General features: G+C 69.0%; 14 protein-coding genes and 1 pseudogene. 9 read left to right on the forward strand and 6 right to left on the reverse strand.

Annotated features, from left to right (window positions below; translation table 11 throughout):
• The first annotated feature begins 24 nt into the window (after positions 1–24).
• Both DFLDMN_RS09530 and metG read left to right on the forward strand, forming a co-directional pair.
• Complete coding sequence (locus DFLDMN_RS09530) at positions 25–663, forward strand: OmpA family protein (RefSeq protein ID WP_423198222.1); 639 nt, start codon at positions 25–27, stop codon at positions 661–663.
• Between the two features lie 187 nt (positions 664–850).
• Positions 851–2,905 carry a methionine--tRNA ligase gene (gene metG / locus DFLDMN_RS09535; RefSeq protein WP_423198223.1) on the forward strand — a complete coding sequence of 685 codons (2,055 nt, stop codon included), beginning with the start codon at positions 851–853 and terminating at the stop codon, positions 2,903–2,905.
• 224 nt (positions 2,906–3,129) lie between these two features.
• Here metG and bamE read toward each other — a convergent pair whose 3' ends face one another.
• The 3 genes and pseudogenes from bamE to DFLDMN_RS09550 all read right to left on the reverse strand — a co-directional run bounded on the left by bamE (position 3,130) and on the right by DFLDMN_RS09550 (position 9,822).
• On the reverse strand, positions 3,130–3,678 hold the full coding sequence (gene bamE, locus DFLDMN_RS09540) for an outer membrane protein assembly factor BamE domain-containing protein (protein WP_423198365.1): 549 nt from the start codon (positions 3,676–3,678) through the stop codon (positions 3,130–3,132).
• Between the two features lie 85 nt (positions 3,679–3,763).
• Positions 3,764–7,898 (reverse strand): annotated as a pseudogene (locus DFLDMN_RS09545) (translocation/assembly module TamB domain-containing protein).
• A gap of 37 nt (positions 7,899–7,935) precedes the next feature.
• Positions 7,936–9,822 (reverse strand): autotransporter assembly complex protein TamA, encoded by a 1,887-nt coding sequence (locus DFLDMN_RS09550; RefSeq protein WP_423198224.1) that lies wholly within the window; start codon positions 9,820–9,822, stop codon positions 7,936–7,938.
• Positions 9,823–10,036: 214 nt separating this feature from the next.
• Here DFLDMN_RS09550 and DFLDMN_RS09555 point away from each other — a divergent pair, with 214 nt between their 5' ends.
• From DFLDMN_RS09555 to panC, 3 genes are all read left to right on the forward strand, one after another.
• Positions 10,037–10,228 carry a DUF3460 family protein gene (locus DFLDMN_RS09555; protein ID WP_423198225.1) on the forward strand — a complete coding sequence of 64 codons (192 nt, stop codon included), beginning with the start codon at positions 10,037–10,039 and terminating at the stop codon, positions 10,226–10,228.
• Positions 10,229–10,290: 62 nt separating this feature from the next.
• Positions 10,291–11,193 (forward strand): segregation and condensation protein A, encoded by a 903-nt coding sequence (locus tag DFLDMN_RS09560; RefSeq protein WP_423198226.1) that lies wholly within the window; start codon positions 10,291–10,293, stop codon positions 11,191–11,193.
• A gap of 165 nt (positions 11,194–11,358) precedes the next feature.
• Positions 11,359–12,201: a pantoate--beta-alanine ligase gene (gene panC / locus DFLDMN_RS09565; protein WP_423198227.1), complete on the forward strand. Its 843-nt coding sequence runs from the start codon at positions 11,359–11,361 to the stop codon at positions 12,199–12,201.
• Positions 12,202–12,252: 51 nt separating this feature from the next.
• On the opposite strand, the gene DFLDMN_RS09570 is transcribed toward panC, so the two are convergent.
• Positions 12,253–13,479, reverse strand: coding sequence for a PepSY-associated TM helix domain-containing protein (locus DFLDMN_RS09570; RefSeq protein WP_423198228.1), 1,227 nt, complete (start codon positions 13,477–13,479; stop codon positions 12,253–12,255).
• Between the two features lie 174 nt (positions 13,480–13,653).
• Here DFLDMN_RS09570 and DFLDMN_RS09575 point away from each other — a divergent pair, with 174 nt between their 5' ends.
• Positions 13,654–14,277: a GNAT family N-acetyltransferase gene (locus DFLDMN_RS09575; protein ID WP_423198229.1), complete on the forward strand. Its 624-nt coding sequence runs from the start codon at positions 13,654–13,656 to the stop codon at positions 14,275–14,277.
• 108 nt (positions 14,278–14,385) lie between these two features.
• Here the strand turns inward: DFLDMN_RS09575 and DFLDMN_RS09580 are convergent, their stop codons facing one another.
• Complete coding sequence (locus DFLDMN_RS09580) at positions 14,386–15,090, reverse strand: AAA family ATPase (RefSeq protein WP_423198230.1); 705 nt, start codon at positions 15,088–15,090, stop codon at positions 14,386–14,388.
• 66 nt (positions 15,091–15,156) lie between these two features.
• The gene (locus DFLDMN_RS09585) at positions 15,157–16,647 is read right to left on the reverse strand and encodes a cobyric acid synthase (RefSeq protein WP_423198366.1); all 1,491 of its coding nucleotides are present in this window, start codon (positions 16,645–16,647) and stop codon (positions 15,157–15,159) included.
• A 222-nt stretch (positions 16,648–16,869) separates the two neighbouring features.
• Between DFLDMN_RS09585 and cobU the strand changes: the two genes are divergently transcribed.
• Genes cobU through cobD form a run of 3 tightly spaced genes read left to right on the forward strand, consistent with a single transcriptional unit; the run spans position 16,870 to position 19,564 of the window.
• A complete protein-coding gene (gene cobU / locus DFLDMN_RS09590; RefSeq protein ID WP_423198231.1) occupies positions 16,870–17,580 on the forward strand; it encodes a bifunctional adenosylcobinamide kinase/adenosylcobinamide-phosphate guanylyltransferase in 711 nt (236 codons plus the stop codon).
• A complete protein-coding gene (cbiB, locus tag DFLDMN_RS09595; RefSeq protein WP_423198232.1) occupies positions 17,577–18,533 on the forward strand; it encodes an adenosylcobinamide-phosphate synthase CbiB in 957 nt (318 codons plus the stop codon). Before cobU ends, cbiB begins: the two co-directional genes overlap by 4 nt.
• Positions 18,530–19,564, forward strand: a complete 1,035-nt coding sequence (cobD, locus tag DFLDMN_RS09600) for a threonine-phosphate decarboxylase CobD (RefSeq protein WP_423198233.1) — start codon at positions 18,530–18,532, stop codon at positions 19,562–19,564. The genes cbiB and cobD overlap by 4 nt, the downstream gene beginning before the upstream one ends.
• The last annotated feature ends 52 nt before the right edge of the window (positions 19,565–19,616 follow it).

A 19,616-nucleotide genomic window follows, 5' to 3' on the forward strand; every position in this document is an offset into this window, starting at 1 on the left:
CGGGATTCATCAGAAGGAGAAAGCATGCACGCCAAGTTCGCCATTGTCTCGCTCGCCACCGCCACCCTCCTCGTGGCCGGGTGCGCCACGGAACAGCAGACCCATACGGCCGTCGGCACCGGGGTCGGAGCGGCCGTGGGCGCCGGGCTCGGCAACCTGATCGGCGGCAATACCACGGGCACGCTGGTCGGTGCCGCGGTGGGCGGTGCCATCGGCGGCGCCACCGGCTACAACTGGAACGCCATCCGCGGCAAGCTGAGCAAGGACACCGCCGGCACCGGCACCCAGATCACGGAGCAGCCGGATGGCTCGCTCAAGGTCAATATCCCGAGCCAGGTCACGTTCGACACCGACAGCTCCACCATCAAGCCGTCGTTCCGCAGCGTGCTGGACCAGGTGGCACAGACGCTGAACCAGCACCAGGATGTGGCGGCCAATGTCGTCGGCCACACCGACAGCACGGGCAATCCCTCTTACAACATGCAGCTTTCGCAACGTCGCGCCCAGAGCGTGGCTGGCTATCTGGGTGATCGCGGGGTCGCCCGCAACCGCCTGACGGCCGAAGGACGAGGCCAGACCCAGCCGGTGGCGGACAACGCCACCGAGGCCGGACGCGCACAAAATCGCCGCGTCGAAATTTTTTTGAAACCAATTCAGGGCTGACCCGGTCATACAGTTCAGGTACCGCTTGCCACCGTTGCTGGCTCGCGATGGGTGGCTGACCTCCCGGGCGGTACCTGATTTCTCCTCCTTTTCCGTTGTGGAAAGCTGCGCCGGTATCGACCGGCGCTTTTTTTTGGCCGCGCGGTAAAATAGTCATTTACCTCCCGCAAGACCACCGGCTCACTCCATGACCGCTCGCCGCATTCTCGTTACCTCCGCCCTGCCCTATGCCAACGGCCAGATCCATATTGGCCACATGGTCGAGTACATCCAGACCGACATCTGGGTGCGCTTCCAGCGCATGATGGGCAACGAGGTCTACTATGTCGGCGCCGACGACACGCACGGCACGCCGGTCATGCTGCGCGCGGAGAAGGAAGGCATCACGCCCAAGCAGCTGATCGACCGCGTCTGGGCCGAGCACAAGCGCGATTTCGACAGCTTCCTGGTGTCGTTCGATAACTACTACAGCACCGATTCGGACGAAAACCGCGTGCTGAGCGAAAAGATCTACCTTGCGCTGAAGGCTCAGGACCTGATCGACGCGCGCGAGGTGGAGCAGTTCTACGATCCGGTCAAGGAGATGTTCCTGCCGGACCGCTTCATCAAGGGCGAGTGCCCCAAATGCGGCTCCAAGGACCAGTACGGCGACTCGTGCGAGGTCTGCGGCACCACCTACGCGCCCACAGACCTCAAGAACCCGTACTCGGTGGTATCGGGCGCCACGCCCGTGCGCAAGTCGTCCACGCACTATTTCTTCAAGCTGTCCGATCCGCGCTGCGAGACCTTCCTGCGCGAGTGGGTGGCCGACCTGGCCCAGCCCGAGGCCACCAACAAGATGCAGGAGTGGCTGGGCGCCGAGGGCGAGGCGTCGACGCTGTCCGACTGGGACATCTCGCGCGATGCGCCCTACTTCGGCTTCGAGATCCCGGGCGCGCCGGGCAAGTACTTCTACGTGTGGCTGGATGCGCCGATCGGCTACTACGCCAGCTTCAAGAACCTGTGCGAACAGCGCGGCATCGACTTCGACGCGTGGGTGAACCCGCATTCCACGGCGGAGCAGTACCACTTCATCGGCAAGGACATCCTGTACTTCCACACGCTGTTCTGGCCCGCGATGCTGCGCTTTTCCGGTCATCGCACGCCGACCAACGTGTTTGCCCACGGCTTCCTGACCGTCGATGGTGCCAAGATGAGCAAGTCGCGCGGCACCTTCATCACCGCGCAGAGCTATATCGACACCGGCATGAACCCGGAATGGCTGCGCTACTACTACGCGGCCAAGCTCAACGCGAGCATGGAAGACCTCGACCTGAACCTCGACGACTTCATCGCGCGCGTGAACAGCGACCTGGTGGGCAAGTACGTCAATATCGCCAGCCGCGCGGCGGGCTTTCTGGTCAAGCGCTTCGACGGCAAGGTCGATGACGCCGCCCTGGCGCATCCGCTGCTGCTGCAGTTGCGCGCGGCCGCGCCGCAGATCGCGCAGCTCTACGAGGCGCGCGAGTACAGCAAGGCGCTGCGCCTGGTGATGGAGCTGACCGACCATGTCAACGCGTTCGTCGACACCGAAAAGCCGTGGGAGCTGGCCAGGGACGAGAGCAAGCGCGCCGCGCTGCAGGCCGCGTGCTCGGTTTGCCTGGAGGCGTTCCGCCTGCTGACGATCTATCTGAAGCCGGTGGTGCCCGCGATGGCCGCGGCCGTCGAGCGCTTCCTCAATATCGAGCCGCTTGACTGGCGCGGGATCGACACGCAGCTGTCGTCGGCATGCCCGATCCAGCCGTACTCGCACCTGATGACGCGGATCGACGCCAAGCAGGTGGCGGCGCTGATCGAGGCCAACCGCGAGTCGCTGCAGGCAGCCCCCGAGGCCGCCGCCGCGGCCATCGAGCCAGTGGCCGACACCATCACGATCGACGACTTCGCAAAGATCGACCTGCGTGTGGCCAGAATCGTCGCCTGCCAGAAAGTGGAGGGCTCGAGCAAGCTGCTGCAGCTGACGCTGGACCTAGGCGAAGGCAAGACGCGCAACGTGTTCTCGGGCATTCAGTCGGCCTACGCGCCCGAGCAGCTGCTCGGCAAGCTCACCGTGGTGGTAGCCAACCTGGCGCCGCGCAAGATGAAGTTCGGCATGTCCGAAGGGATGGTGCTGGCGGCATCGGCGGCCGATGAAAAGGCCACCCCGGGCCTGTGGATCCTGGAGCCGCACGAAGGCGCGGTACCAGGCATGCGCATCCGCTGACAGGCATGTGCCGATGGTGCCGCCCAGGCGCCATCGGTGGCATCATCGCCCACCATGGCGGCGACACCATCGGCCACACCATCGGCCACACCATCGGCCACACCATCGGCCACACCGGTGGTCACACCGGTGCTCACATCATCGGCCTGCCCCAAAGCCGAACCACCCCAGCCCCCGCAGGAAGGCGACCGTCGCAGCCCCCTCCGGCCAGGCTTACGCCACGCTCACCCGCCCTGGTGCCGCGACGGATCGTCGCTGCGCGAGGTCGTGGTCACCACGCCCTGCGCGTCGAAGTGCACGTTGAAGAAAGCGCGCTCGGTCGACGTTTCGTACCAGCGGTAGCCCCATACCTCTTCCTGCTTGAGCGCAAACGCTTCGACCCGCGTCGGCTTGCCGAGCAGGCGGCGGACCCCGTCCTTGCTCATGCCGGGCCGCACGCGCGCGAAATTTTCCGCGGTCAGAACCTGCTCGATCCGGCGTACCGTGCCGTCGGGGCCGATCGTCACCATCCAGGTGGTCGCGCCCTCCGGGCCACGCGGATATTCCAGGCGGCGGCCGCCGTCGGCCTCTTCCCACACGATCTCGGGCTTGCCCGCCTGCCGGCGCACGTCGTCCTCGGTGGCGCGGCCGACCTCGATGCCCTTGAACAGTTGGCTGTCCGGCTTGACGCTGTCCCATACGCCGCGCGCGGTCTCGCCGGCCTTCTTCAAGGCTTCGTCGACCTTGCGCTGATCGCAGCCGACCAGCGCGAGCAACGCGGCGATCACGCCCATGACGGCCAGGCGGCGCCGCGACGCCGCGGTGAGTCGTGCCGCAAAGGCGGCACGGAATGGCACACTGCATCGCATATCGCATCCCTCATCGCTTGATGGCCTCCACCGGGTTGGGCGGCGTGGTGTCGTCATCGGCCGTGCGCGCGCGGCCCGACCGGCCCGAGAACAGGCTATCCCAATTGTTGAAGCGGCGGTTGAACAGCACCGACAGGCCGTTGATCGAGCCGCCCTTGGCAATCAGCGACCAGCGGCGCGAGAACGCCCATGTCAGCTTGACCACGTTCGACGCCGAGGTCAGGCTCTGCTCGTAGCCGACCGAGATCTGGTTGGTCACCGCCTTGCCCACGCTGACCACCTGCTGGTCGTTGAGGCCGGCGGTACTCGGCCCGATCGAGAACTCGTCGATGCCGAAATGCTGGACGATGCCCTTGCCCGCGCGCCCGCCCAGCATGCCGAGCGCGGCCCCGCCCAGCGCGCCGCCGCTGAGCTGGCGCTGCTGGCTGCTGCCGGCACTCTCGGCGCCGTAGCCGAACATCAGCCACGACAGCTTGTCCTCGTCCGGCACGTTGGGCTCCGACACCAGCCTTACGCGCGGCAGCCGCACCGTGCCGGTTACCTCGACGCCTGCCTCCACTTCCTGGTTGCGGCGCATAGCGCGGATGTTGATGTTGGGGTTGTCGAGCGGACCGTTGAAGTTGACGATGCCGCGTTCGATATCGAGCTTGCGCCCAAACGCCTCGTAGGTGCCCTCCACCACGCGCACGGTGCCGGTGGCACGCATCGGCGTCAGGGGCGCGCTGTTGATATTGAGCAGCCCGGCCAGCAGCAGATCGGCGCCCGCCCCGCGGAAGCGGAAGTTGCTGCCGAGGTCGAGCGCGAGGTCGATCACCGGGCTGAAGCGTCCGGCCGGCTGTGCTTCGGGCACCGCCGCGGTGGCGCTGGGCAATTCGCGCTGGTCGCGCCGGCGGATCACCACCACGTCGTCGCCAAGCTGCGGAGCGCCGGCCTTGGGCAGGTCGAACAGGCCGCGATCGACGCGGAACTTGCCGCGTATGGCGATCTGTCGGTTTTCGTTGGCGATGCCGGCCTCGCCGGAAATGATCAGCGTGCGCTCCGGACTGGCAAAGAGCTGCAGCTTGTCCGCGACGATCCTTGCGGTCAGGTTGGGATCGGTCTCGCCGAGCTTGATATTGCCGGTGGCGGTCAGCGTGCCGTCGCCACCGCGAAAATGCACCTGCTGCAGTTCCACCGTGTTCTGGTCGAGCGCGATCTTCACCACGCCATCGGTCAGGCGGATGCCGAGGTCGTACAGCGTGACCGCGATCCCGCTGCCGTCGACCCCGCCCGTGAGCAACGGATTGCCGACGGTGCCGGCCAGTTGCAGCCTGGCGGCGAGCTTGCCTTCGAACGCATACTGCGGCCCGGTGAACGACTCCAGCGACTTCAGGCGCGGAATCTCGACCGCGACCGAGCCGCCCAGCGTGGACGCCGGCCCGATCGTCTGCAGTCCCTGCTCGGTCACCAATCCCGCCGAAGCATCGACCACGAGCTTGCCGAGACGCTCGGCCGAGGTACCGCCGCGCACGGTGGCCCGGCCGCCGGCGAGGTCGGCGCGCAGCTGGGTCTCGCCCAGCCCGAGCGCGGTCCAGCCGCGCCCCGCATTGATCGAGGCATCGCCCGAGCGCCGGCGGATCTCGGCAAACCCGGCCGCGGTCTCGGCCAGCGTGAGGTTCCAGCGCGCATCGAGCACGAGGTCCGAGCGTACCGGTGGCGCTGCGCCGCTGAAGGTTTCGACCAGTTCGAGCACGCGCGCGACCTGCACGCCATCGAGCGTACCCGCGGTACGGATGCGGCCATGGTCCCAGTCCACGCCGTCCACGGCCATGGTGGCGCGGTCGAACTGGAAGCGCGCCGCGCCCAGCTTGAGGTGCTGGTCCGCCACCAGCAGCGTGGTCGGCGCCAGCAGGCGCAGGTTGGCCATGCCGCGTTCTTCCAGCGTGCGGATGGTGCCATGCCAGCCCTGTGCGCCCTGCCATGCGCCCTGTCCGGCCAGGCTCAGCTGCACCTGCCGGCGCCGCACGGTGCCGGCCGCCCTGACGTCGAAGGTGTGGTTGGCCTGCGTGCCCGCCAGGGTAGCGTCGAGCGTGCGTACGGTGGCTTCGGGACCCCGATAGTCGCGTGCCGTCAGCTGCGCGGAGAGCGTGCCGTCGAGGCCGCCGCGCAGTTCCGCGTGACCGCTGGCGCTGGCGAGATGGTGCGGGCCGAACACGAGGCCCTGCGCGCTGTAGTCGCCGACCACCTCGGGCCGCCGCAACGTGCCCGTGATGTCCGCATTGACCTTGGCGCGGCCGGCCACGCCGAACTTGAGCCGATCGAGTTGCGGCGCGTCGATCGCCACCTTGAGCCGGTCGCCGCGCGCGCCGAAACTGCCACGCAGGTCCACCTGGTTGCCGGCCATGCTGAGCGCGACCTGGCTTGGCAGCAGCCGTTCGCCCTCGACGCGGACCTTGCCGTTGCCGGTCATCGGCAGGCCGGCGTATTCGCTGTCGCGCAGACCGAAGTCGAGCGCCACGCGCAGCGTCCTGGCCAGCGTGCCGTTGGCCGTGAACTCGGCATTGATGCGGCCCGGCGCCACCTTGGCCAGCCGTGCCGGATCGAAATTGGCGAGCTTGCCCTTGAACTGGAACGCCTGTTCGTCCTGCAGCCCGAGCTTGCCCTCGGCGGTCAGCGTGCCGGCGCCGAGGCCCGCGCGCAATGCCTCCAGGGTCAGCGCCTCGCCATCGACACGCGCATCGGCAAACAGCTTGAGCTCGCCGCCGGCCAGGTCCATCGCCACGCTCTGACGCCCCGGCTCCAGGCGCAGGATCACCGGCCCGGACAAGCGGGTCGGCACCAGCGACGTAGGCCAGCGCGGCCGCATCGAGCCGGCGGATATCGAGATCGAAGCCGCCGCGTCCGTCGCGCAGCATGCCCTGCCCCATCACCTCACCGTTGCCCCGGAGCGCGATGCGCAGGTCGCGCACGCTCTGCGCCATCTCGCTCACTTCCACGCGCGCGCGCACCGATTCCACCGGCAGTCGCTCCTTGTCGAGCGGGCCCGGATCGAGGTTGCGCACCACCAGATCGCCCGCCACCGCCAGCGGCTCGCGCGCCGCCGCGGAGGCCGGCGGCGTGGGCACGGGCGGCGGGGCCGAGGCGGACGCCGCCGACGCGTCGGCCACCGCGCTGGCGGCGGACTGCCCCGGGCGCGGCCGTGCGATCACGGGCGGGGGCGAGACCGCTTCCACTGGCCGCAACTCCGCATGCACGGTCAGGTTGGCCTGCGGCGCCGATGGACTGAACAGGCGCGGATTGATGCGCTCGCCATCGACGCTCAGATGGGTAAACGGCACCTTGCCGAATGGCGTGAGGTCCGCTCCGGCACGGCCGCGGATGCGGTCGCCGGTGGCCTCCAGATCGGCGCGCACGGCAGCGAGCGTACCGCTCGCGGTGGCCGACAACGCAAACGATTCGTCCTGCCAGCGTCCTTCCAGCAACGCTTCCGCCGAGAGCGGATAAGGCTTGGGCCCGGCGATCTGCGCGTTGGCCCGCAATGTGCCGTAGGGCGTGACGAGCCGGTCGACCACCAGGCGATGCCGCCTGCCGTCGGAATGGAGCGCGGCGGCCAGATCCGAGAATTCGAGCGGGGTCGCGGTCGGTGCCGTGCCTTGCAGGATGGACAGATGTTCGAGCGTCAGCGCATCGACGTCGACGGCCAGCGGCAGCGCGAGCGAGTCGGGCATGGTGGCGGGCGGAGTCGGCTGCGTGGGCTTGGGCGCCGGCAGGCGCACGTCGACGCGGCCGATGGCAAGCGCGCGCACATGCAGCCGGGCCGGCGACCAGTCGAGCGTCCAGTTGCCGTCGATACGGTCCACGGTCACGCGGGTGTCGCCGCTGGCAAAGACCACGTCGCGCAGGCGCAGCCCGCTCGCCACCGTGCCGCCCTCGTAGCGGCCGGCCAGGATGCCGCCGGAGAGGCGCGTGGCGACCGACCACAGCTGGCGCGTGCCGCCTTCGGTGCGCAACGCCAGCACCACGGCGGTCACCAGCAAGACCACCAGCAACAGCAGCACGCCGGCGGTCCAGGCCAGCGCGCGCGCGATGCGGCGGCGGCGCCGATGTTCCGGCGGCGGCGCCGCGCGGTCCGGGCGTGGCATCGGCGGCATGTCCGGCATGCTCATGCCCCGCTCCCGCGATTGCCCCACTCACGCGCCGTCATCAGAAGGCCACCCCCAGCGAAATATGCGGACGGAACTGGTTCTGCTGGATGCCGTAGCCGATATCCAGCTGCACCGGGCCCACCGGGCTGCGCCAGCGTGCGCCCACGCCCACGCCGTTGAAGAGCGTGATGCCGTCCAGGTTGTTGGTGGCGGTACCCACGTCCCAGAACACCGCGGCGCCCCAGTCCGGCAGGAACCAGTACTGGTACTCGAGGCTGGCGGTACCAAGATAGCGCGCCGGCAGCACGCTGGCACCGTTCGGCGTGCCGATCGACTGGTAGCTGTAGCCGCGGATGGAATCCGTGCCGCCCGCGCGGAAACGCAGCGAGGCGGGAATCTTGGCCGGGTCGGACGACGTCATGTCGGCGCCGAGCTCCAGCCGCGCGATCACGAGGTCGCGGCTACGCACCGGAATGTACTGGCGAATCCGGCCATAGACGCGCAGGAAGGTGGCATCGGACAGCACGTTCTTGGCGGCCACCCCGATCTGCGTGTTGATCACGTTGCCCCGGCGCGGAAAAACCGGGTTGTCGACGTCGCGGCGCGTCCAGGCAAAGGCCGGCACCAGCGCCTTGGAGAGCTGGGCGGGCTGGCCGAACGGCTCCAGGTTGTCGTAGTAGAAGTCGAGCGACCACGTGGTGTCGTACTTCTCGCGCGAGCGCGAACGCTTGAGGCCGGTGCGCCAGCTGGTCAGGTCGGTGCTCTCGATGTCGATGGTGCGCTCGTAGCTGCCATAGATGCTGTTGCGGTAGGTATGCGAGTCCGGCGGCATGGCGGCCTCCAGGAACGCATACTGGCGCTTCTGCTCGATACGGGCCTGCGAGTCCAGCACCCACGCCCGGTTGAACAGGTTGTAGTACGAATACCGGCCCTCCACCTGGGCGCCGGTATCGGTGGTGAAGCCGACGCCCGAACTGAGCCGGTGGACCGGATACTCGCGCACGCGCACCTTGACCGGCGCGGTGACCGCCTCGCCGCGCGCGGCGGCCTGTTCGGCGTCGGCCGCGGACGGGCTCTCCAGGTCGACCTGCACGTTGGAGAAATACGGCTGGTTCTGGATGGCGCGCTGCAATTCGAGCAGCCGCTCCACACGGTAGGGCTCGCCTTCCTTGAGCGGATTGACGTTGCGGACGATCTGCGCGGGATAGCGGCGCGTGCCCGAGATTTCCAGCGGTCCCAGCACGTAGGCGGGGCCACTGTCGTACCGCGCGGACAGGTCGGCGGCATGCTCGTCGGCGTCCACGCGCGCGCGCGACGCCGCCAGCCTGGCGCCATAGTAGGTGTGGCTCTGCAGCGTGAGCAGTGCGTTTTCCTTGGCCTTGTCCCAGTCCTCCTGGCGGAACGGTTCGCCCACGGGCAGGCCCCACTTGGCGCGCATCTCGGCCACCTGTTCCGGCGACTGCGTGGCGGCGGGGCCGTCGACCGTCACATCCACCTGGCGGATCAGCGTGCGCGCGCCGGCGTCGACGGTCACATGCACCACGCGCTGGTCGCCTTGACCTTCCACCCGCGCGGTGGTGGTGGGATCGAACCACCCCTCGGTCGAGGCGAACTGGCGCACCTGATCGCCCACGGTTTCCACCATGTACGCGAACTGGTCGTCGGTAATATCGGTGCGGCTGGCATAGCGGGCGAGGTCGAGATGCTCCTGGAGGATATCCTTGAGCGCCTTCGGCGCTTCCACCTCGACCTTGTACACGGCGCGCGCGGGCGCGGCGTACAGCAACGCCAGCGCCAGCACCACGCAGGGAACGCAGTGCGGCAGGAGGCGCGCGATCACGGGCGCAATCCGGTGCGGAACGATGGGCGGAATCATGTGCGGAATGATGTGCGGCACCCGTCCGGCGAGGGTCAGTGCGGCCCGTGGGCCACGGTCGATCGTCATCCGTCCATGTCGAACCAGCGAAGTCGCTATTTGACCACACCCCGCCACGAATGACTGTCAGAAACCGCCTACCGGTGCGGTCTGCGGGGCCATCGGCCAGGGCGCGGCAGGGTCCGGTGGCCGGCGCCGGCGACCCGATGGCCAATTCGGGCGGCCGATACGGTAAAATCCTGCCCCACCCCCACCAACACGCCCGCCGGGCACAGGTTTCATCATGGCCATGTACGAATCGGACATCACCCAGTTCCTGAAGACGCTGAAGGAAGAGCGCCCGTCGCTCGAGGCGGAACAGCGTGAGGGCCGGTCCCTGCTGTGGGACAAGGCACCGATCGACCTCGACGAACGCCAGCGCGCACGCGCCTCGCGCGTGGCCCAGAAGCCGTACGTTTACTCGCTCGACAACTGATCTGGCGGGCCGCGCCGCACGCGCGGCCGGCTTCTCCGCCATTCCCACCGGACACTGAACGCATGCCGCCGAGCGAGACGGGCAACCCCCAGGAAAAGCTGACCCTGCCCGTGGAACTGCCGAGCGTGGCCGGGGATGGCGAGCGGGCGAACGGCCCCGTCGACATGGTCGACGGCATGGCGTTCGCGCGACTCTACGGCGAGCCGCTGTTCAAGCTGCCGCAGGACCTCTATATCCCGCCCGACGCGCTGGAGATCTTCCTCGAGGCGTTCGAAGGCCCGCTCGACCTGCTGCTGTACCTGATCCGCAAGCAGAACTTCAATGTCCTGGACATTCCGATGTCCCAGGTGACGCGGCAGTATCTCCTGTATATCGAACAGATCCGCAAGAGCAACCTTGAGCTCGCGGCGGAATATCTGCTGATGGCGGCGATGCTGATCGAGATCAAGTCGCGCATGCTGCTGCCGGTGAAGAAGGCCGACACCGACGAGGAAGCCGAGGATCCGCGCGCCGAGCTGGTGCGCCGCCTGCTCGAATACGAGCAGATGAAGCTGGCCGCCCAGCGCCTCGACCACGTGCCGCAGCTCGGCCGCGACTTTCTGCGCTCGCAGGTGTACATCGAGCAGAGCCTGGCGCCGCGCTTCCCCGACGTCGAAACGGTCGACCTGCAGGCCGCCTGGGCCGATGTGCTCAAGCGCGCCAAGCTCAACCAGCACCACAAGATCTCGCGCGAGGAACTGTCCGTGCGCGAGCATATGAGCCAGATCCTGCGCCGGCTTCAGCATGCGCGCTTCATGGAATTCACCGAGCTGTTCGACGAGGCCATCCGCTCGGGCAAGGGCGTGCCGGTGGTGGTGGTGAACTTTATCGCGATGCTGGAACTGTCGCGCGAATCGCTGGTGGAAATCACGCAGGCGGAGCCGTTTGCGCCGATTTATGTGCGATTGGCGTACACGCCGACCTGATTCTGCGGCCGCGCGGCCGCCCGGTCGCGCCGTGCCTGTTCTACAATCCGCCGACAGCCGGCAGGCAATGCACCAGACCGGCACACCCGGACACGGCCGCTCCCGCGGACCGGCGCATCGGGCCTCTACTACAACAGCACGGCAGCACGACAGCACACCACATTCATGAAAGTCATCTCGTCCATCCAAGAGCTGCGGGACCAGTTGCGCGGACAGAACCGCGTGGCCTTCGTCCCGACCATGGGTAACCTCCACGAAGGCCATCTGTCGCTGATGCGGCTGGCACGCCAGCATGGCGACCCCGTGGTGGCGTCGATCTTCGTCAACCGCCTGCAGTTCGGTCCCAACGAGGACTTCGACAAGTACCCGCGCACGCTGCAGGACGACATCGAGAAGCTGCAGAAGGAAGGCGTCTACGTGCTGTTTGCGCCGACGGAGCGCGACATGTATCCGGTGCCGCAGGAATACCGCGTGGAGCCGCCGCACGACCTCGGCGACATCCTGGAAGGCGAATTCCGCCCGGGCTTCTTCAAGGGCGTCTGCACCGTGGTGATGAAGCTGTTCTCGTGCGCGCAGCCGCGCGTGGCGGTGTTCGGCAAGAAGGATTACCAGCAGCTCATGATCGTGCGCCGCATGGTGCAGCAGTTCGCGCTGCCGATCGATATCGTGCCGGCCGAGACCGTGCGCGCCGACGATGGCCTGGCGCTGTCGTCGCGCAATCGCTATCTGGGCGAGGCCGAGCGTGCGGAAGCGCCCGAGCTGTACCGCACGCTCCATCATGTCCGCGATACCGTGCTCGGTGGCGACGGCGTGGAACTGACCACGGTGGAAGCCGACGCCGTGGAGATCCTGCGCCAACGCGGCTGGCAGCCGGACTACGTGGCCATTCGCAAGCGCGTCAACCTGCAGCCGCCCACGCGCGAGGAATTCGCGGCGGGCGAGCCGCTGGTGGTGCTGACGGCCGCCAGGCTCGGCGCGACCCGCCTGATCGACAACCTGGAAATCTGACCAGCCCGGGCCGCGCGCGGCCTGACCGCGCGTGCGGCCGGACCGCGCCGCTCAGGCGCCGTGCGCACCCCGCGCGCGCCGCGCGACCTTCAGGCGCGCACGCTCGCGCTCCCGTTCACGCGCCATATGCCGGCGATGCCCGCTCCGGCGCTTCCACCAGATCAGGATCCCCGTCAGCGCGAACATCAGCGGCGCAAAGCCGTAGAGCGTAATAAAGACGCGGCCGGGAATGCCGAATGCCTCGCCCGTATGCAACGGGAACAGCCAGTTAATAAACGCGTCGCCCGAGGTCGCCTGCATCGGATCGCGCGCGCCGAGCCGCTGGCCGGTATGGGCATCGAGCCACAGGCGCGTGGCGCCGGCGTCCTCGCGAATCTCGCCGGGCTGGCGCAGGCGGATCTCGTACACGTCGCCCGGCTTGCGCGGCAGCCCGACGCGGGTCACCAGCGCATCGGGATACTCGCGCTGCGCGGCGGCCACGGCCAGCGCGGGCGACAGCGTGTGCGTGCCCGCTTCGGCCGGGGCCGACTGCGGCCTGGCCGGCGCCGACAGCGTCATCACGCTGCCGATGATCGGCGTGACCCATTTCGGCAGGTTCAGGTACCAGCCCGAGAACGCCGACATCAGCAGCACCGGTGCGATAAACAGGCCGCCGGCGCGGTGCAGCGAAAAATTGAAGCGCGGCCACGAGCCGCCGTGCGAGATGCGCACGGATTGCAGCCACGCGCGCCGGTTCATGCGCGGCAGCCAGAGCACGAGGCCCATCAGCACGGTGATCAGGATCACCATGCCGCAGATGCCGGTAATGGTCTTGCCGGTATCGCCGGCCAGCAGGTATCGATGCAGATGAAAGATGGTCGGCACCAGTTGCTGGCGCGACAGCCCCGGCACGCCCCACAGGCGCTCGCCCTTGATGTCGAGCGTGATCGGATCGACCATGACCTGGCGCGACCGTCCGGGACCGGCCTCGGGGCCCTTGAGCGGATAGACCGCGACAAAGACGCCGTGCTCGTCGCGCGGCAGCATCAGCGAACTGGGCCGGCCATAGCGCGGATCCGCCAGCAGCTTGCGTGTCACCGCGTCGATCGACGGCCCGCCCACGGGTACGCGCGCGGGCGCTGAGGCCACCAGCAGGTCCGGATTCAGCGCCGCATCGATTTCCTCGCGCCAGGTCAGGACGGTGCCGGTCAGCCCCATCAGGACGAACAGCAGGCCGAAGGTGAGCCCGATATAGAGATGGACTTTGACGAAGACGGTACGCAGCGGGCCGGAAACCATGACGGAACGGTAGGCAGAGCGGTGGGCAGAGCAAAGGGGGCGTAGGATGCCGGGTGCGCCGGCCGAAATCCACGTGTTTGCAAATGCAAATGCGAAGGATTCGCGATTCTAGCAGTACCGAACTAAAATCGCCCCATCCGCCGCAGAAGTCGCGTACTGCCAACACCGCTTGCCATGCCTACGTCTTCCACCCCACCGGATCCGGCCGGTCTCCCCTCCGCTCCACAATCATCGCCGACGCCGTCCCCACACCTCTCGCTGGAGCCCGCCACGCGGGCCGATGCCGAACTGCTGGCGCGACTGCACGCGGAAAGCTGGCGCCACGCCTACGCCGGTCTGGTGCCGGTCGACTATCTTGAGCATCAGGCCGCCGCCGAGCGCCGCGCCACCTGGCGCGCCCGCATGGAGGACGATGCCGAGGGCCCGCTCGAAGTCACCATCGCGCGCGTGGATGGCGAGGCGGCCGGCTTTGCGTGCCTGATGCCGCTGGCCGAGCCCGGCTACGGGATTTATCTCGACAATCTGCATGTGCTTCCCGCGTATCACGGGCAAGGCCTCGGCAAACGCCTGCTGGCCCACTGCGTCCGCCGCGTGGCGACGGAATGGCCGGGCAAGGCGCTGTTCCTGTATGTGCTGGCGGACAACGAGCCGGCGCGCGGTTTCTACCGGGCGTTGGGTGGGGAGGAGTCGGAACCGTTCCTGGAGCCGTTCCATGGCACCGACGTGATGGTGCCGGTGCTGCGCGTGACGTGGTTCGACGTGGACGCGCTGCTCGCGCGGCTGACGCCGCGGGCATAGGGACGACGGGGGACAACGGGGGACGACGGGCCGCCGGCCTCGGGTGTGAAGCCCCGTCGGCGTGGGGAACCAAGCGCTGTCGGCGTTTGAACGAAGCGCCGTCGGCGCTCAGGGGGCCAGCGCCTCGGGTGTGGCGGCACGCGCGGGCCGGTCGGACGCCGTGGCCGCTGGGGCCTCCGCGGCCGGCGGCTGGCCGTCGAGCCAGCGCAGGATCGGCTGCCATTGCTCCCAGTCGCGCGCCACGCGCGAAGGTGCCACATCCCATAACGTGAGCCCGTGCGCGGCCAGCTGGACGTAGTTCTGCGTATCGCGCAGAAAGCCGAGCACCGGCAGCCCGACGCCCCCGACAAAGCGTTGCAACTGCTCGGCCGCGCGCGTGCGCATGTCCACGCGCATGCCGATCACGCCGACCTCGACCTCGCCGTGGCGCACGCGCTTCTCGTCGGCCAGCCGGGTCAGGAAGTCCTGCGTGGCGAGAATGTCGAACATCGACGGCTGCAGCGGCACCACCACGCGGTGGGCCAGCTTCATGACGTCGCTGAAGCGCCAGCCATGCAGGCCGGCCGGCGTATCCAGCACGACGTGCGTGGTGCCCTTGGGTGGCCGCGCGATATGGTCGGCGTTGATGTCCCAGCTATGGATCGGCGCGGCGGCCGCGGGCCGCAGGCCCAGCCATGCGCGCGACGATTGCTGGCGGTCGGTATCGCCGAGCATCACGGCATGGCCCTGGCTGGCAAAGTACCCGGCAAGATTGGTCGCTAGCGTGGTCTTGCCCACGCCGCCCTTGGGGTTGGCGATCACGACTACCGGCATGAATGTCCTCCATTATCCGAGAGTGCTGCCACGACCCGCGCTGCGCCGCGCGGCATCTGCGCTAGTTTACCGGTTCCATGGCGCTTCCATCGCGGCACCCGGACCATTTGCCGACGCCAGCGGCGCCAGCATGGACGCCAGATCGAGGTGAGCGGCCACGCTGTCGGCCAGCCGCTCGATGGAAGCCTCGCGCAGGGCGTCCAGGTCGACCCCTTGCGCGGCCGCGAGACCGGCCCAGCGCAACAGGGCGCCGCAAGCGGCGGGGTCGTCGAACAGCCCATGAACGTAGGTCGCGAGCACCTGCCCGTCGGCGGACAGCACGCCATCCGGCCTGTTGTCGCCAAGCCACAGTGCCGGCCGCGCCAGGCCGGCGCCGGTGGTCACGCCAAGGTGGATCTCGTAGCCGCGCACGGTCGCGCCGCCGTCCTCCAGCGCCAGGCGGCCGCTGACCTGTCGCAACTGCTTTTCCGGGGCCAGGGTGGTGTCGACATCGAGCAGACCCAGGCCCGTGCTGCTGCCGGCCGGCCCCTCGCGGCCATCGGGATCGTGCACGTGCCGGCCCAGCATCTGCATGCCGCCGCAGATGCCGATCACCTTGCCGCCATAGCGCAGGTGCCGCGCCAGCGCGCGGTCCCAGCCATGGGTGCGCAGGAAGTCGAGGTCGGCGCGCACGCTCTTGCTGCCTGGCAGGATGACGAGGTCGGCGGCGGGGATCGGCATGCCTGGGCCGACAAAGCGCAGGTCGACGCCCGGGTGCGCGCGCAGCGCGTCGAAATCGGTATGGTTGGAGATGCGCGGCAGCACCGGCACGATCACGCGCAACAGCGCATCGTCCCGCTTGTCCGACTGCGTGCCAACGATCGCGTCCTCGGCATCGAGATGCAGGCCGTGCAGGTACGGCAGCACGCCGAACACCGGCTTGCCGGTACGCGCGACCAGCCAGTCTAGCCCCGGCTGGAGCAGGCCGATATCGCCGCGGAAGCGATTGATGATGAAGCCGGTCACCCGCGCACGCTCGCGCTCGGCGAGGCAATCGAGCGTGCCGACCAGATGGGCGAACACGCCGCCGCGATCGATATCGGCCACCAGCACCACCGGGCAGTCCACACGTTCGGCAAAGCCCATGTTGGCGATATCGCGCGCGCGCAGGTTGATCTCGGCCGGGCTGCCCGCGCCCTCGACCAGCACCACGCTCCAGGCCTGCTTCAAACGCGCGTGGCTCTCCAGCACGGCCGCCATCGCCTGCGGCTTGTACGCGTGATAGGCGCGCGCATCGAGGTCCATGCGCGCACGGCCGTGAATGATGACCTGCGCGCCGATATCGCTGCTGGGCTTGAGCAGCACGGGATTCATGTCGGTGTGCGGTGCGATTCTGGCCGCCTGCGCCTGCAACGCCTGGGCGCGGCCGATCTCGCCGCCATCGACGGTCACCGCGCTGTTGAGCGCCATGTTCTGCGGCTTGAACGGCGCCACCGGTATGCCGGCGCGTGCCAGCACGCGGCACAGCCCCGCGACGACGGTACTCTTGCCCGCGTCGGAGGTGGTGCCCTGGATCATCAGGGTGCCCCGCAACTCACTCGGGTCGAACGGAAACGGGGCGGAGGGGAGAGGGTCGGAACGCATGGCGCGATTATCGCATCGCCTCCGGGCGGAACCGGGTCGTCGCTCCGCCACGGCGGCCGTGGCGCCATGCACCACGGCCGGGCAGGTGGCGGCGCTTTCGTGCGTCTGCAATATCCATGCATGCGATGGCGCGGTGCGACCGCTACAATACGCCGGATGGAACCCAAGGCCCTCGGCATCTCCACCTCCGACATGCCCGCGACAGCCACCGCCGCCGCGGCCACCGCCAGCGAACCGGTCGTCGAGCCGGCCCCGCGCGAGGCGGCCCACGGCGCGGCGCCGCGCGAGCTGACACTGGTGCTCGGCGGCGCGCGCTCGGGCAAGAGCCACTTCGCCGAGCAACTGGCCACCGACCATGCCACCGCGACCGGCGGGCCGGTGACCTATATCGCCACCGCCCGCCACGACGCCGATCCGCCCGACGAGGAAATGGAGCTGCGCATCGCGCTCCATCGCGCGCGTCGCCCGGCCGACTGGGGCCTGGTCGAAGAACCCGTGCGCCTGGCCGACGCGCTCTATGCGCATGCACGCCACGGCGGCTGCATCCTCGTGGACTGCGTCACGCTGTGGCTCAACAATCTGGTGTTCGACGAGAACCGCACCTATCCCGAATATGGCGTCATCACGCCACCGCCCGCCTTTACCGACGAAATCGACGCGTTGCTGGCCGCCTTGCCGACGTTGCCGGGCCACGTGATCCTGGTCTCAAACGAGATCGGCTTTGGCGTGGTACCACAGGGCGCCATCACACGCTTCTACGTCGACGAACTCGGCCGGCTGAACCAGAAGCTGGCCGCTGCGGCCGACCGCGTGCGCCTGCTGGTGGCCGGTATCCCGGTGGTGGTCAAGGGCGCCGATCCGGCATGACGATGTTGCCCTGGGCGGCCACCGTGGCCGCCGCGCTGGCCGGCGTGCTGCTCGACCGTTGGCTCGGCGAGCCGCGCCGCTGGCATCCGCTCGTCGGCTTTGGCCGCATCGCGGGCGCGCTGGAACACGCCCTCAACCGCCCCTCCCGCGCGGTGCCACGCCAACGGCTGGCTGGCTTGTGCGGCTGGGCACTGCTGGTATTGGCGCCGGCCGCGATCGCCTGGATCGCGCTCACCGGTGTGGCCAGCGTCGCGCCGTGGCTGGCGTGGCTGCTGCATGCCGCAGGTCTCTACTTCACGCTCGGCGCGCGCAGCCTGGCCGACCATATCGGACCGATTGCAACCGCGCTGGCGCAGGGCGACCTCACCACGGCACGCCAGCTGACGGCACGCATCGTGTCGCGCGATACCGACGATGCCGACGCCGAGGCGCTCGCGCGCGCGGCCTGCGAATCGGCGCTCGAGAATGGCAACGACGCGATCTTCGGCGCGCTGTTCTGGTTCCTGGTCGGCGGCGCGCCAGCGGCCATCGCGTTCCGGCTGGCCAACACGCTCGATGCCATGTGGGGCTACCGTACCCCGCGGCTGCGCGATTTCGGCTGGGCCGCGGCCCGTCTCGACGACCTGCTCAACCTTGTGCCGGCGCGCCTGACCGCGTGCTCGTACGCGCTGCTCGGCAATACGCGCGCGGCACTGCGCTGCTGGCGTGCGCAGGCGCCCGCCTGGTCGAGCCCTAATGCGGGCCCGGTCATGGCCGCGGGCGCGGGCGCCGTGGGCGTGACGCTCGGCGGTGGCGCGCGCTATCACGGCGCATGGGAAGCGCGCCCGCCGCTCGGGATGGGCGAAGCTCCCGCCGCCGCGCATATCGGCGCGTGCCTGCGGCTGGTCAGACACACGCTGTGGTTATGGCTGGCGCTAGCCGCGCTCAGCGTACCGCTGGCCCGACTCACATGAACGACGATACCGCTCCCATCCGCCACGGCGGCGACCTGCTCGTGGCGGTGCGCCGCTATGGCCGGGCCGCGCACGAATGGCTCGATCTCTCGACCGGCATCAATCCGGCTGGCTATCCGGTGCCCCCGGTGCCGGCCGATGCCTGGCACCACCTGCCTCAGGACGACGATGGGCTGGCCGAGGCCGCCGCGGCCGCCTATGGTGCCGCGCATGCGCTGCCGGTGGCCGGCTCGCAGGCCGCCATCCGCACCTTGCCGACGCTGCTGGCGCGCGGCCGCGTCGGCATCGCCGCGCTCGGCTATAGCGAATATGCCCCCGCGTTTGCACGGGCCGGCCACGAGGTCATGCTGCTGGGCGAAGCGGCGTTTGCGCGCGACGACGTCGTCGACGGGCTGGATTGCCTCGTCGTGGTCAATCCCAACAACCCGACCGGACGCCTGTTGCCCGCCGCACAGCTGGTGGACTGGCACAAGCGGCTGGCGGCGCGGGGCGGCACGCTGCTGGTGGACGAAGCGTTTATCGATTGCCGCCCCGATCTGTCGCTGGCCGCGCGCGCCCATCTGCCCGGCCTCGTGGTGCTGCGCTCGCTCGGCAAGTTCTACGGCCTTGCCGGCGTGCGCTGCGGCTTTGTGCTGGCCGCGCCGAACCTGCTCGGGCGTCTGCGCGAGGCGCTTGGCCATTGGACCGTCGCCGGGCCGGCGCGCACGGTGGCGCGCTGTGCGCTGGCCGATACCGCGTGGCAGGCCGCCACGCGCCAGCGCCTGGCGCTGCAGGGTGCGCGCCTGGCCGCGCTGTTGCGGCGCCATGGCCTGACCGTCGTCATGCAGCCGTTGTTCTGCTGGGTGACGGGTGCCGATGCGGCCGCCATGCAGACGTCGCTGGCGCATGCCGGCATCTGGACGCGCCGCTTCGACGCGGCCGGCGATAGTCCGCCCAGCTTGCGTATTGGCTTGCCGCCGGATGACGAGGGCGCCTGGCAGCGGCTCGACGCGGCGCTTGCCACCAGAGCCGCGATCGCGGTCGGGGCTTGAGCGGCCTCGCCACCACCAACGCCTCGCATCGTCCGTTCCGATATCGATGACA

The organism is Cupriavidus sp. H19C3, from assembly GCF_049393815.1.
Taxonomy (GTDB): domain Bacteria; phylum Pseudomonadota; class Gammaproteobacteria; order Burkholderiales; family Burkholderiaceae; genus Cupriavidus.

Excerpts from the sequence above, each read along its gene's own strand:
- DFLDMN_RS09530 (WP_423198222.1), top strand. The coding sequence starts at position 25 with ATGCACGCCAAGTTCGCCATTGTCTCGCTCGCCACCGCCACCCTCCTC.
- metG (WP_423198223.1), top strand. The coding sequence starts at position 851 with ATGACCGCTCGCCGCATTCTCGTTACCTCCGCCCTGCCCTATGCCAAC.
- bamE (WP_423198365.1), bottom strand. The coding sequence starts at position 3,678 with ATGGGCGTGATCGCCGCGTTGCTCGCGCTGGTCGGCTGCGATCAGCGC.
- DFLDMN_RS09550 (WP_423198224.1), bottom strand. The coding sequence starts at position 9,822 with ATGACGATCGACCGTGGCCCACGGGCCGCACTGACCCTCGCCGGACGG.
- DFLDMN_RS09555 (WP_423198225.1), top strand. The coding sequence starts at position 10,037 with ATGGCCATGTACGAATCGGACATCACCCAGTTCCTGAAGACGCTGAAG.
- DFLDMN_RS09560 (WP_423198226.1), top strand. The coding sequence starts at position 10,291 with ATGCCGCCGAGCGAGACGGGCAACCCCCAGGAAAAGCTGACCCTGCCC.
- panC (WP_423198227.1), top strand. The coding sequence starts at position 11,359 with ATGAAAGTCATCTCGTCCATCCAAGAGCTGCGGGACCAGTTGCGCGGA.
- DFLDMN_RS09570 (WP_423198228.1), bottom strand. The coding sequence starts at position 13,479 with ATGGTTTCCGGCCCGCTGCGTACCGTCTTCGTCAAAGTCCATCTCTAT.
- DFLDMN_RS09575 (WP_423198229.1), top strand. The coding sequence starts at position 13,654 with ATGCCTACGTCTTCCACCCCACCGGATCCGGCCGGTCTCCCCTCCGCT.
- DFLDMN_RS09580 (WP_423198230.1), bottom strand. The coding sequence starts at position 15,090 with ATGCCGGTAGTCGTGATCGCCAACCCCAAGGGCGGCGTGGGCAAGACC.
- DFLDMN_RS09585 (WP_423198366.1), bottom strand. The coding sequence starts at position 16,647 with ATGATCCAGGGCACCACCTCCGACGCGGGCAAGAGTACCGTCGTCGCG.
- cobU (WP_423198231.1), top strand. The coding sequence starts at position 16,870 with ATGGAACCCAAGGCCCTCGGCATCTCCACCTCCGACATGCCCGCGACA.
- cbiB (WP_423198232.1), top strand. The coding sequence starts at position 17,577 with ATGACGATGTTGCCCTGGGCGGCCACCGTGGCCGCCGCGCTGGCCGGC.
- cobD (WP_423198233.1), top strand. The coding sequence starts at position 18,530 with ATGAACGACGATACCGCTCCCATCCGCCACGGCGGCGACCTGCTCGTG.